We start from the raw sequence: 14,428 nt of genomic DNA on the forward strand, positions 1-14,428 counted from the left end.
TCCTCTTTAAGTCGGCGAGGGAAAAATCCCGAACAGCGAGATAATGAAATTGACGCAGAGATACGGCTGGAAATTCGTATGCGGCTGGCTGCCGCCGGTCTGCCCGGCGGTCTGCGGAGACATCGGCGTAGTCGCCGGCGCCTCACGATAGATTTGCGACGCACCGACCTGGCCGGTCATGTTGCCGGTCGGGGTGCTTGCCCCGGCATTGTTCAGCGACGCAAGGAACGGATGCGTGTGCGAAGGAATCTGCTGGGGCGTAAGCGTAACCTCTTCCACGCCGCCGGTCTGGGAAAGAATGAAGTCGGCGCTTTGATGTACCGGAAGGCGGCCGCGCAGGTCGGGCAGCGCGAATGTGCTTTGGCCATCGCCGCCATAGGTGGTGCCGATCAGCTGGAAAAGCGTCTCGTTCTCCGAGATGGGCAGCAGCTGCCCTTCGCAGAACATCCAGCCGGCTATCGCAAAATTGCCGGCAAACATGCGAATTTCGCCAACGAAGGGTTGTCCCATTGTTGCGCTCTCTCAATTCTGCGACGGGAAGATGCCCTGCAAGGCGATGCAGAAGCTCAGTGTCAGAAACGGCTGCATGTTGATATGTGCCTGGCCGCCGCCGGCAAGTGCCAGCGTGCCGAGGTCCATCGCCGTGACGTTCCCAGGTGGCGTATAGGTGTTGGCTACGGTTGCCAGCAAATTGCCAGTGGGCACCGGCGTGTCGGCGTTGGCGGTCGTGGCCTGCTCGACATGGCTGTGAAACGGCAATTCCCCGATCAGAAGCGTGTGCGCCTGTTCGCCGCCTCGCTCGCCCAAAGTGTGGCCACTGCCGACATGAATCGGCACGCGCCCGCGATAGTCAGGCAGTGCGAAATTCACCCGGCCATCGCCGCCGAAGGTGGTTCCCAGCAGCGAGAACAGCGCCTGGTTCTGTGCAATGGGCAGCAATTGTCCATTGCACAACGCCCAACCCTTGGGCGCAAATACGAAAGACATGATTCTGATTTCGGAAAGAAATGGTTCCGACATCCTCGCCCCCCTCGCTTCTAATACATAATAAGCAGATGGTGATAATTTACGCAACATCATACCAGAGCGAAAAATAATTTGTTTTACTTTGCTTTTATTAAATTACGTCGAAAATATGCTCGGCTGTCCCACTCAACGCGGCGTAACATAATTACGCCGCCATCAGCCCTCCACGTCGGCTGGTGCGCATCGCTGTATCAACCATAGTCGACGCACCATCCTGACAGGTCTACTGCGCTGAAATCCCAGGTGCGTCAGCCGTCCGGCTGACGACCTTCGATTATGGCGGCGTTGGCGGTAGCGTACCCACCAGTGTGACAGGGCTGCTGATTATGTTGACGGTTGGCGTTCCGACATTGTCGTCCTGAACCACGCCATCTGCGGTGCCGGCAACCGAACCGTTGCGCGACAAGTTGAGTGTTGTCGTGGCGAGATTGCCAAGACTGACGTCCGCCACGGCGCCGGCACCGCCCGTGAAAGTATTCTGTTGCCCTGCCGAGGTACCGCCAAGCACAAGATTCATCGTGCCGGTATCTGTTGCCGTAGCGCCATTGTCCGCGAAGAATGCAGAATACGGGAAGGCAACGCCCGCGGCAGTCACACTGTTGCCGAACACCGAGGCGTTCATCGTCGCGCTGCCATCGTTGTTCTGCAGGTGGATGCCGGCATTGCCCCAACCGGTGATGGTGTTATTCTGGATGAGCGTTGTCAGCGTGCCGCTGGCACCGGCGGCGCGGACGAAGATGCCATCGGAATTTGAGCCCGGCTGGCCCACCAATTGATTGCCGGTGATCTTGCCGGTCACAGTTCCTAGATCCTGGCCCTTTGCAACGAAGATGCCGACGGTGCCGAAGGCGTTGGTACCGCCATCGGTATCAATGTTGTTGGCAATGTTGAAGGTGGTGGTTGCGGCGGACGTGTTGCCGCCAGAGCCGCTGCGCACCGAAATTGCGATGCCACCGCCCGGTATGATCGTCTGGCCGTTATGGAATGTATTGTTAGTCGCCACTACATCCATGATCGCATTGTTGTTGGCGATCGCCTCGAAGAAGTCGGAGCGTGTGCCGGAGAATGTGTTGTTGTCCAGCGTCACATTCGCGGTTGCGTTGTTGTAGACGGTGAAGTCGACGTTGTCGTTGCCAAGGGTTGAACTGATCAGGCCAAACGTGTTGCCGCTCATGGTCAGCCGGTTCAGCGTGCCGCTGGTGTTCCAGACGGCGAGGTTGCCGTACGCGCCGCCGCTGATTTTGGAACCGGTGATCGAGGCGCTGCCGAGCAGATTGTCGAAGCGGACAGCACTTTCTTCCACATTACCGGCATTGCTGTTGCCGTTGACGCCGCTGATGGTCATGCCGGTCATCGTGAAGTTGGTGACCGTGTTGCCGTAGACCGCGAAGTTCGTGAAGTCGTTGAGCTGCATGTTGGTCAACGAAACGTTCACCGCGTTGCGCAGGAAAATACCGGTGCCGTTGGTTCCGGACGTGGTCTGGCCGCTGGCGTCCGAGCCGGTCAGGATATCGGCGCCGGTCTTGTTCGAGATCGTGCCACCGGTTCCCGCCGTGCCGGTGCCCGTCACCGTAAGTCCGCCGCTCGTGCCGGTGTTGTCGAGCACGATCCCGGCATTGCCGCTCGAACCCGTGGACGAAATGTTCCGGAAGACCAGCCCGCTCGCTCCGATCGTCGCGTTGACGACATTGAGCGCCGTACCGGTTGGCGAACTGATCGTGTTGCCGGTGCCCTGAACCGTCACCGTGCCGCCGGTGGTTGCTGCCGGACCCGCACCGGTGGCGTTGAAGCCGATGCCGCTGGTCGTGCTGATGACCAGGCCGCCATTGGTGAAGTTGATCGTCGCGCCGGCATTGTCCGTCAGGTTGACGGCTGTCGCGCTGCCCGACGTGATCGACTTCGAGGCGCCCGAGAAAGTGATGATGCCGGCGGCGTTGTCGTCCAGGAGGATGCCGGTCTGGCCGGCCACATTGTGGCTGATGTTCCCCGACAGCGTGATATTGCCGGCGCCTGCGGCGCGATCCTGGATATCGATCGCACGGCCGGTTCCGCTGGTGATGGTGCCGGCATAGGCGAAAGCCGCGGTGCCGCCGGTGTTGGCGCTGCCGGCGCCGTCCCCGATTCGGATCGTGGCACTGCCGCCGCCGACCAGCGCGCCACCGCCGAAGTTGACCGTTCCGCCGGTAACGGTGTCGAGGATTACGGCGCTGCCGCTGCCGGCGCTCGTGTTCGTGGAAGCGAAGGTCATGCCGCCGGCGCCGACAGCGACGGTGTCCATGTTAACCGCCGCGCCGCTGCCGGTCGAAATCGTGTTGCCGGACCCCGTGACACTCACCGTGCCGCCGCCTGTGGCGCTGAAGCCGATGCCGCCTGTGGTGGTGATGGCAAGACCGCCATTGCTGAAGTTTATCGTCGCGCCCGTATTGGTCGCCAGGTCGACAGCGGTGTTGGTGCCGGTGGTCAATGTCTTGGTGGCACCGCTGAAGGTAAACGTGCCGCCCGTGTTGCTATGGACGAAGATGCCGTTGTCCAAGTCGCCACTGGCGGTAAGATTACCGGCCAGAGTGATCGCGCCGCCGGTGACCCCGGAGATATCGACGATCTTGCCGGCCAGGGTTTTGCCGACCGTACCATTGTAGGTGACGTTTGAAGTGCCGCCATTGACAAGGAAACCGACACCGCTCGGATTGGTGATCGAGGTGCCGGTGCCGAAGCCGAACGTGCCGCCCGACCCGGTCGTGATATCGACGCCAGCATCGCCGCCGGCGAGCGTCGTCGTGCCGTTAAAATTGTAGGTGCCGTCGGCATTGTCGAACTGCAGGCCGGTGCCGTTGGTTGCCGACAACGTGCCGGTCTGGAAGGTGATCGTTCCCGTGGTGTGGCCCGTAATGGCGACCAGCGCGAGATTGCCGCCCTGGGTGATGTTGCCGCTATAGGTGACGTTCGCCGCGCTTGTATCGACGTTGAAGGCCGTGCTGTTCGGGCTGGTGATAGAGGTGCCGGTGCCGAAGTTGAACGTGCCGCCCGAGTTGCTGATGATATTGATGGCGGCGGCCCCACCATTCAACGTCGTGGTGCCGTTGAAATTGTAGCTCCCGTCCGCATCGAGGAATTGCAGACCGGTGCCGTTGGTCGCCGACAGCGTGCCGGTGAAGGTCAGCGTGCCAGTATGGCCCGATGAGACCGAGACCAGGGCCGCGTTGCTCGTTTGGGTGATGTCGCCGCCATAGGTGGTGCTTACGGTGCCGCCGTCGACGCTGAACGCCGTGCCGCTGCCGCCGCTCAGCGTGCCGGTGCCGAGGCTGGCGGCGCCGGTGGCATTGACCAGGACGACACCGCTGCCGCCGCCGCCGGATGACGTCGAATCGAGCGCGATGTCGAGGGCGGCATTGGTGAGATTGATCGCCTGGCCGCTGGTGGAATTCACCGTCTCGCTGCCAGCGGTGGCGAGGATGTTGATCGTCCCGCCGGGGCCGGAAATGCCGGCGGCGGTGGTGGTGTCGATGGTCAGTCCGCCGCTGAAGCTGGTCGTGCCGCCGCCCTGGAACAGGCCGGCCCCGCTGGCGGTGTCGATGTTGGCGAGACCGCCGATGTTGAGCGTGCCGCTCTCCCAGCCGATGCCGCCGCCCGTCGAGGCGGTGTTGTTCACCGTCAGCGTGTTGAAATTGAAGGTGCCGGCGAGATTGCTGGCGCTGGAACTGATGCCGGCGCCCGTTGTGCCGGTGATGGTCGTCGCGCCCGTGACCGTGAAGGTGCCGGTGACGCCGTCGAAGATGACGCCGCTGGCGCCGCCGGTGGCGGTGACGCTGGCCACCGTCAAGTTTACGGTCAGCGGGTCGAGATTGAACGCCGCGCCATTGGTGGTATCGACCGTGCCGCCGCTGCTGTTCAGCGTGAATGTAGTGGCGGGCGGGCCCTTGGTGTCGACGAGCACGCCGGTGCCGCCATTGTTGGCAACGGTGAAGGTGCCGAGATCGAGCGTACCACTGGTGCCCGTGAGGCTCAGGCCGTTCCCCTGGACGCGCGCACCAGTGGTGCCGATGTCGAGCGTGCCGGCGCTGACGAAGCCGCCGGCGCCGTCGGAATCGAAACGGACATTGGTGAAGGCGATGCCGCCGCCGGTGCCGCCGGTCACCTTGTTGTTGGCAAACGACCTGATCGCGATCGAGTTCAGGTCCGGGTCGATGTTCTGTCCGACGAAGGACCCGGCCAGAGCGGAGCCGGTGGATGCCAGCGTATTGCCGTCGATCGACAGCAGAAGCGTGTTGGCCGCTGCGCCCGTCGCGGAGAAGTCGAGCGCGTTGCCGCCGGCAGTGATATCGTTGTTCCTGAGGAAGAAACTGGAGGCGGCCGACGCGTTGCCGAAGATGCCGGCGCCGGTGCCGGTATTGCGGATGATGAGGTTCTGGATGCCGCCGGTGAAGATGCCGCTGCCTGATGTCGCCAGGTCGATCACCGAAGTGGCGTTGTTGCTCTGCAGGATGGGCCGCAGCGTGTCGATACCGGCAGGCGCCGAGATGATCGGCGAGTTCTGCACCGTGGTGAAATGGAATGCAGCCGACGCGCCGCTGCTGGTGTCGACGCCGAGCTGCGAAACATCGATGGCCGCGTCGTTGTCCTTGAAGGCGAGCAGGACCTGTCCGTCATCGAGATCGAAGGTGGTGCCGCTCATGTCGATGGTCGACTGGCTGCCGTCGACGCTCTTGTCGATCAGCACGATGACATTGGCCGTGGACGTCTGAGCACTCGCGTAGCTGCCCGGATTGGCAAGGCTGCCGTCGCCGGTGCCCCCCTCGACGACATAGTAGATGTTAAACGATGACAGGTTGGAAATGTCGCCGGTGAAATTGACGTCGTTGAAATTGTAGTCGCCATTGGTCGGCAGGGTGTCGGTGGCGTGGATGACCTGGCCACCGGTGGTCGCGATCGTCGATTCGGCCAGGCCCGCGCCGTCGCCGAACACCAGCCTGGCGTTGGTGGCGCTGGAGAACTGGACGCCATAGCCGACATTGCCGATGGTCGAGGTCTGGCCCGCCGGATTGTTGTTGGCGGCGTCGCCGAGCTGGATCGTGCCGGTGCCGGTCGTGCCGGCCATGTCGATGCCGATCGTGCCGGCGAAGCTGCCGCCGTCGACGTCGAAATCGCCCGCCGTGATGGTGCTCGCGCCGAGCGAAGCGCCATTGAGATCGAGACCGATCGCGCTCGGGGCATTGAGGCCTATCTTCAGGCTATCGAAGTCCAACGTCGAGCCGAGCGTGCCCGAAATGTCGACGCCGCGCGAGGTGATGCCTTCCAGGTCGACCGCGCCGAGATCGAGCCCGCCGCCGCTGACATTGTTGAGCGAAACGCCGGTCGCCGCGCCATTGGCCGAAACCGAGCCGAAAGTGATGCCGCCCGCCCCGACGCTCGCGCCGTCGAGCTTGAGCGCGGTGCCTGTCGTGGTGGTGATGGTGTTGCCGGAGCCGCTGACGGTGACCGTGCCGGAGCCGGTGGTGCTGGCGATGAAGCCGGCGCCGCTGGTCGTGGTGATGACGAGACCGCCATTGGTGAAGGCCAGCGTGCCCTTGGTCTGAGGGTCCATTACGTATACAGGCGCTTTGACGATGGCATCGTTGGCGCCGGTGTCGAATTTCTTCGACGTGCCTGAGAAGGTGACTGTGCCGTTGGCGGAGCCGCCGATAGCGACACCTTTGCCGCCGCTGTGGTCGATGGTGCTCGAAATATCGTATATGCCATCGGCATGACCAAAGAAGTCGAAGGCTGTCGATGACGTGGTGGAATTGACTGACCCGCTCATGTTCAGACGGGTGCCGTCGCCGCTGGCGCTCAACACCGCGCCGGCACCGATCGTGATCGAACCGTTGTAGGTCAGCGTGGTAAAGGCCAGGTCATTGCCGCCGCCGAGGCTGAGGGCCGCAAGGGTGGTGTTTGTGATGCTGGCGCTGCCGTTGACGCCGACGTTTATGGTTCCGCCCTGCGAGCTCTGTCTGATGCCGAACTGGCCGCCATCGATGGTCAGGGCGGATCCCGCGACATTGGCGATGTTTATGGTGCCTACCTGAGGCCCACCAATGTCGAACCCGGTATAGCTGACGTCGAGATCGGTCGTGCCGGTGAAATTAACCTCGCCGGTGCCGCTCAGGCCGAACAGCGAGGCGCCTGTGTATCCGGTATCTCTCAGGCCGCCGATGTCGACGTCACCAGCGAGGACAGAGCCCCACAGGAAGACGCCGGCGCCATCGCTGTTGGATTTCGCCGAGATGCTGTCGAAGGTGACGCCATCGCTGCCCACATCGGCGAAGGATACGACCAACCCGTTGCCGTTTGAGGCGGCGATCGTGTTGCCGGCGCCGGACACGCTGACAGTACCACCATAGCCGGCGACGAAGCCTGTCCCGTCCGTCGTCGTTATGGCCAGGCCGCCCTGGGTGAAGTTGATCGTGCCGTTCGTGTTGGGCGCCGGCGTACCCGTCGGGAAATTGCCCAAGAGGCCGAGATTGACGCCGTCCGTCGCGCCCGAGCTGATCTGCTTGGTCGTGCCGGAGAAGGTGACCGTCGCCGCCGTGCCGTTGTCGATGCCGGCAACGACGACATTACCGCCGGCGGAGGTATTCACGGCGTCGGTCAGGTTGCCCGACAGCGTCACAGAACCGCCGGTCAATTCCTGGATCGAGACTGCCGCGCCGGTGCCGTTGCTGACGATGGCGCCGGCGTAGGATATGTTCGCGTTGCCGCCGCTCGCATTGGTGGCCGAGCCCACATTGAAGGCCGTGCCCGAACCGGTGTTGGTCAGCGTGCCGGTGCCGAAATTGAACGTGCCGCCGAGGTTCTGCAGGTCGATGCCGCTGCCGGAACCGAACGTCGCGCTGGTCGAGGCGAAATCGATGTTGCCGGTGATGCCGTCGAGGGCCACAGCCTGGGCGTTGGTGGCGTTGACCGTACCCGTCAGGACGTTGATCGTGCCGCCGCCGGTGGCGCTGAAGGCCGTGGCGCCGTTCGTGGAAATGCCCACATCGGTGAAGTTGATGGTTGTGCCGAGATTGCTGGTGAGCGAGACGCCGTTGCCGCCAACGGTCACCTTGTCCGTGAAATTGATCAGATTGCCGCCGTGATTGGCGATCGAGATGCCGCCGCCGGTCAGCGTGCCGGCCGGCCCGCCATTGGGCAAGGTGCCGCGCGTCACGGTGATATTGCCGGCGCCGCCGTTGACGTCGAGCAGCGTGCCGGCGACGTTGACGTTGTTGTTGGTGATCGACAAATTGGTGTCGAGGCCAGCGACCTTGAACGCCGTCTGGCCGGCGGCGACATTGCTGATTTTGACGCCTTCGATGACGATGCCGCCGGCATTGTTGAAGCTGCCGGCGCTCTGGTCGATGGTGAAGACCGAGCCACTGCCGCCGGTGAAGTCGAAGTCGGTGTTGCGCACCTGATTGCTGCCGAGCAGATGCAGGGTATCGCTGCCCGTGCTCCTGACCACGCCTGCGTCGCCGGTGACGTCGCCGCCGGTGGCGCCGAGATTGCCCTGCACGTTCACCGGCTGGATGGTGCCGGTCGTGGTGATGGCGTTGCCGTTGCCGAAGCCGGTGATCGACTGGCCGGAATCGAGCGTGAACGGCGTGCCGCTGAGATCGACCGTGCCAACGAAGGCAAAGGTCTGCGTGCCGACAATGGCATCGGCCTGGGCTACCGTGACCGTGGTAACAGCGGCGCTGAGCCCGTTCGTGCCGGCATTGATGACGCCACCCGTTTGCGAGACCATGATGACGCCGCCGACGGCGCTGGCCAGATTGGCGTTGCCGGTGAAGGCAACGTCGTCGAAATCGTAATTGCCGGTCGCGGCGAGGCCCACCGTGTTGACGGTGAAATTGCCCGCCGCCGCGGTGATCGTGGAATTGCGGCCGTTGGCGTCGGCGAATTCGCCGTCGCCGAAGGTGAAGTTGGCATTGGCGCTGGTCGCCGTCGTCTGGCCGGACGACAGGTCGACGCCGATGCCGGCGCCGGAGATCGACGACCCGGTCAGGAAGGTGATGGTGCGGTTGCCTGTCGTCGAGGACAGGTCGATGCCGCGCGAGCTCGCATCGTCATTTCCGGTGATGGTCGTCAGGCCGAAACCGGCCGTCGTGGCCGAGCCGGCGAAGTCGATGGCCTTCTGGTTGGCGCCGGCGCCCAGGCCGCTGACGGTGGTCGTGCCGAAATTCACGTTGTTGTTGGTGCCGCTGAAATTGATGCCGGCCATGTTGGCGGCCGCGCCCATGGTCACATTGGTCGTGCCGAAGCTCACCTGGCCGGCATTGCCGGAAATGTCGATGCCGTTGCCGCCAGCGCCGGTGATCGTGACCGCGCCGAAGGCCGCGCTGGCGGTGCTGGTGACGCTCGCGATCGAAAGGCCGTCGCCGGTCGCGCCGGTGATCGACAGCGTGCTGCTGACCTCGAATGTCGAGCCGCCGCCAAGACCGGTGATCGACGCGCCACCGCCGCCGGTCGCCGTCAGCGGACCCATGAAGCGGATCGCGGTGTCGGTGGGGGCGATCGTCTCCCCGATATCGAAGAGGCCGCCAGTGCCGGTCGAGGTGATGGAGCCGCCGAATGTGATCAGGCCGCCGGTGGTGCCGTCGATCCTGACGGCTTTCGCCGCGCTGCTCTGGCTGATCGTGCCGTCATAGGCGACGTCGGCCGACGAACTGCCGATAACGATCGCGCCGCCGCCGGTGTTGGCGATGGAGCTGGCCGCCCCGAAGGTCAGGCTTCCGCTCGAGCCGTTGAGGATCGCGATGCCGAGACCGCTGCCGCCTGATATGTCGAGATCGGCGAAATTGGCGGTGCCGTCGAAATTATTGACCAGCAGCGCGATGTTGCTGCCGCCGGCGATCGTGGTGGTGCCGGTGAAGTCGACCGTCGCGGATGTGTTGGCCAGCACGACGCCGTTCGGCACCGACCCCTGGATGGTCAGATCATTGACAGTGATCGCGCCCGACGCGCTGCCGAGGTAAAGCCCGATCACCCCGCCCAGGATCGTCACGCCGGTGCTGGTGAGACCGTTGATCGACGCCGTGCCGTCGATCGCCAGGAACGAGCTGTTGACGCTGAGGTTGGAGACGGTGTTGCCGCTGGCGAGGTCGATCGTGTTGCCGGCGCCGTTGTTCAGCGTCGCGCCGCCGAAGCCCGTCGGATCGCTCATCGTCGCGCCCGTGACGACCTCGGCGCCGGTGACGTTGGCGGGCGGCCCGCCCAGGCTGATGATGGGGCCGTTGGCGAAGGAGACCAGCGACTGGCCGCTGGCCAGCGTGAAACCGTCGGCATCGGTGTCGGTGGTCTGCACCGCCGCCGTCTTGACCAGCACGAAGGTCGTGTTGGCGTTGGTTGTCAGGTCGTCGGCGGCTGCGGCATCGATCAGGTTGGCGACGCTGGAACCGTCGCCGGTACCGGTGCTGGTCGAGCCGACGAAGACGACGTCGGCCGTGTCGAACAGTTGCGGTCCGACCAGGTGCGTGCCGTTGAGGGCATAGGTGCCGCTGCCGGCGAGCAGGCCGCGCATGTCGAGCGAGGCGATGACGCCTGATATCGACGCGCCGCCGGCCGCGCCGAACGAGAACGCCGTGTTGGCGGTGCTTCCGACCAGGCCGTTGGTGCCCATCTGGACGCCGGTGTCGACACCGGTGATGACGCCGCCGCCGATGCTCACCGAGCCGCCATTGGTGCCCGACAGGTCGATGCCGATCGAGGAGCCGCCGGAACTGCCGCTGATGTCGAGCGTGGCGGCGGTGAAGGTCGAGGTGCTGCCCGAGAGGTCGAGCGCGGTGGAGCAATTGCACAGGCCGGTGATATCGATGTCGTCGAAGCTGATATTGCCGTTGGTGCCGACGACGTCGATGCCGCTATCGAACGGCTGGTCGATGGTGACGGCGCCGCTGAACGAAACGGCGCCGGTGTTGTTTTCCAGCCAGATGCCGTCTCCGGGATCGGACATGTTGACCGGGCCGCTAAAGGTGATCGTGCCGGCGCTGCCGGTGGCGAGGATGCCCTGGTTGTCGATATGGGTCAGGGTGACCGGCCCGCCGAAGGTGACCGCGCCGCCGGAATTCTGGAGGTCGATGCCGACGCCGGTGATGTCCGAGATGTCGACGGCTCCGAAAGTGAAATCGGCGGTGCTGTCGAAGATGCCGAGGCCGCCGAGAGAGGCGTTGCTGACCGTCGTTGCGCCGGAAACGGCGAAGTTTCCGGATACGCCGATGAGTATGGCGCCGAACAGGCCGCCGTCCTGCGTCAGGCTAGTTAGCGTGACGTCGAGATTGGCGCCGAACATGGCGACCCCGCCACCGCCGTTGCCAGAGATCGCGCCGCCCGTGGTGCTGAATGTGCCGGCCGCAGAGAGAACGTTGACGCCGAAGTCGAAATTGTCGGATGCGTTCAGTGTCTGGAACGCGTAATTTCCGTCGCCGGTGATGGACAGGCCGCTGCCGCCATTGCCCGAAAGCCCCGTCGTGCCGTTGAAGGCATAGGTGCCGTCGCCGTCGATACGCAGGCCGTCGCCGCCATTGCCGGTCGAGCTCAAATTATTAGCCGTGACGTTGCTGGCGCCTTCGAACAGCAGCCCGTTCAGGCCGGCGCCGCTGACATTGACGCCGCCTATCGTCACGCCGGTGACGTTGTTGCCATGGATGCCGTTGCCGCCGGGATTGGCGTTCGAGAGGTTGAAGTCGAGCAGCGAGGTGTTGTTGGCCAGCGTGACCGTGTCCGCGCCGGCCGAACTGGTCAGCGTCGCCGCGCCGGCGGCGTCCGAGACGGCGCTGGCGTGCTCGACGTTGTCGCCCGTGACGTTGACCGGGATGCCGCCGAGCGAGAAGGTCCGCCCGTTGCCGAACGAGGCCAGCGTCTGCCCGGCGCTCAGCGAGAATCCATCGGCGTCGTCGATCGTGCCGCGATTGACCAGAACGAAGATCGCGGAGCCGTCGGTGTTGGCATCGGCTGTGGCGATCGAGGCGAGGTCGAGCAGCGAGGAGCCGGTGCCCGAGCCGGTCGCGGCGGCGCCGACGAAGATGACGTTCTGCTGGTCGAACAGTTGCGGGCCGCTGAAGGTGGTCGAACCGAAGGCGTAGTGGCCGAGCGTCTGGTTGAGGCCGCGCGCGTCGAGCGAGGCGGTGATGCCTGATATCGAACCGCCGCCGAAGCTGAATTCGGCATTGGCCGAATTGGCGAGCGAGCCGGCCTTGCCGAAGCGCACGCCGGTGTCGACGCCCGTGATCACACCGCCATCGGTAATGACGATCGTTGCCCCGCCCGAACTCGGCGAGGCGAGGTCGATGCCGATCGAGCCGGCCGCACTGGTGCCGGCGATGTTGAGCGACTGCGCGGTGAAGTTCGTATGGCTGCCGGAGAAGTCGAGGCCGGTGCCGACGCCGAGGCCGGAGATGACGATGTTGCCGGCCACAACCGCCGCGTTGACGCCGGCAAACGAGATGCCGTCGCCGGCGGGAGCGCTGATATCGATATCGCCGAAGCGGATCGCCGCCGGCGAATCGGAAATGGCGATCGCCGGCCCTGACGTGTTCGAAACGGTAGTGCTGCCGTTGACGGTGAAGCTGCCCGCCACCTGATCGAGCACGACGCCCGACGTGCCGCCGCTCTGAGTAATCGAATCCAGCACAACATGCGCGGTGATCGGATCGATGAAGACGCCGACGCCGCCATTGCCCGACACGGTGCCGCCGATAGTGGTGAAGCTGCCTGATGTCGAGGTGCCCTGAACGGTTATGCCGCGGTCGGCATTGTCCTTCGCGTTGAGCGTCGCGAATGTATAGGTGCCATGGCCGCTGGCATCGAGCCCGTCGTCACCATTGCCCTGCAGCAGCGTCGTGCCGGCGAAATTGTAGGTGCCGTCGCCTTCGATGTGCAGGCCGTCGAGGCCGTTGCCGGTTGCGGTGAAATTGGAACCGGTGATGCCGGTCGAGGTGCCGGTGAAGGCGGCGCCGTTGCCGCCGCCGCCTGTCACCGTGACATTGGTCAGCGCGGCGCCGGTGATGTTGTTGCCGAAGATGCCGTCGGCGCCGCCGGTGATGGTGATGCCGTTCAGCGTGTCGCCGTTGCCGAGCGTGATCACGTTGTTGGCGACGTCGGTGCCCTGGATGGTGCCGTCGCTGCCGCCCAGATTGAAGGTGCCGGTGCCGCCGCCGAACAGCTTCGCGGTGACGCTTTGGCCGCTGCCGATGACGGTCTGGCCGTCTGCGAGCGTCGTGCCGGTGGTGGTGATGTTGCCATTGCCGCCCAGCGCCACCACGAAACCGCCCGCGCCTGCCTTGGTCACCGCGTCGTCCAGCGTCGTCGGATCGGCCAGCGTGCCGGCGCCGGCCAGGCCGCCATCGGCGTAGTAGAACTTGCCGAAGGCGGCATTGGTGGCGGCGTTGATGGCGACGCGGGTCGTCGAGCCGCCGGGCAGCTCCTGGCTCTGAATCCTGACGCCGATGTCGCCGCGCACCCGCTCGTTGACGCGCTTGCGCAGGCCTTCGCTGACCGGATAGACCGGCTCCGGCCCGCTGTCCGCGCCGCCTTGGCCGGGATTGAACGGGATGCTCAGGCGCACGCTGCCGGCGAACTGGGTGTCGTCGCGATTGTCGTTGCGCACCTCGCCGGTGAAGGTCAGCGCCGTTCCGGTGCCGAAGACATCGCCGATCTCATATTCGATGCCGGCCTTGACCCCGGTGACGCCGCGGTCATCGCCATGCGGATCCTCGAAATGATAGCCGCCTATGTCGAGCCGCAGCGAATGCTTGTCGGGAAGGTTGAGCGGCACCCGCGCGCCGACCTCGCCCTCGATGCCCCAGGCCGCGTAGTCGCGATGGTCGAGCACCGAGATCTGCTCGATCAACTGGTTCGAGACCATCGACAGGGTCGAGGATACCGAATGGTCCGTCGTGTCGCCCTTGATCGGCACGAAGACGTTCACATGCGCGTCGAAATGCGGGGTGATGGCCTCGGCCCCGAGCGTGGCTGACGTGAATTGGTTGGAGTTGTAGTTCTCGACATTGAGATAGGCGTAGCCGCCGAGCATCAGGTCGGGATTGACGATGCGGCGAATGCCCAGGCCGACGTCCTGGCCGAACGCGTCCTTGAAATCGTGCTTGGCCCTGACGTCCAGGAACAGCACCGATTCGGCGGTCTGCTTGATCGGGATGAAGCCTTCGAGCGCGGCGTTGCCGCCATTGTTGTCGGCGCCGACGATAGCGCGTATCTGCGGCTGCCAGAGGGCGTCCTCGCCATAGGCGGCCACGCCTGACAACGCCAGCGCCAGCGTCGAAAGCGCCGTCGTCTTCCAGAGATGCCTTGCAAAGCGCGAACGACCATAGGCCACAGGCACGCGGAAATCCTCCCCGCGCGCTGCCATGCCCCCAACCTGCCGAGACGTCTC

Annotated in this window: 3 protein-coding genes; all 3 read right to left on the reverse strand. The window is 64.5% G+C overall.

From position 1 onward, the window contains the following. Positions 1–6 precede the first annotated feature (6 nt). The 3 genes from LB566_RS18315 to LB566_RS18325 all read right to left on the reverse strand — a co-directional run bounded on the left by LB566_RS18315 (position 7) and on the right by LB566_RS18325 (position 14,404). Positions 7–510: a phage tail protein gene (locus LB566_RS18315; protein ID WP_224625404.1), complete on the reverse strand. Its 504-nt coding sequence runs from the start codon at positions 508–510 to the stop codon at positions 7–9. 12 nt (positions 511–522) lie between these two features. Then, the gene (locus tag LB566_RS18320) at positions 523–1,020 is read right to left on the reverse strand and encodes a phage tail protein (protein ID WP_224625449.1); all 498 of its coding nucleotides are present in this window, start codon (positions 1,018–1,020) and stop codon (positions 523–525) included. A gap of 280 nt (positions 1,021–1,300) precedes the next feature. Continuing rightward, positions 1,301–14,404: a beta strand repeat-containing protein gene (locus LB566_RS18325; protein WP_224625405.1), complete on the reverse strand. Its 13,104-nt coding sequence runs from the start codon at positions 14,402–14,404 to the stop codon at positions 1,301–1,303. Between the last annotated feature and the right edge of the window lie 24 nt (positions 14,405–14,428).

This window comes from Mesorhizobium sp. CA13 (assembly GCF_020165235.1).
GTDB lineage: Bacteria > Pseudomonadota > Alphaproteobacteria > Rhizobiales > Rhizobiaceae > Mesorhizobium.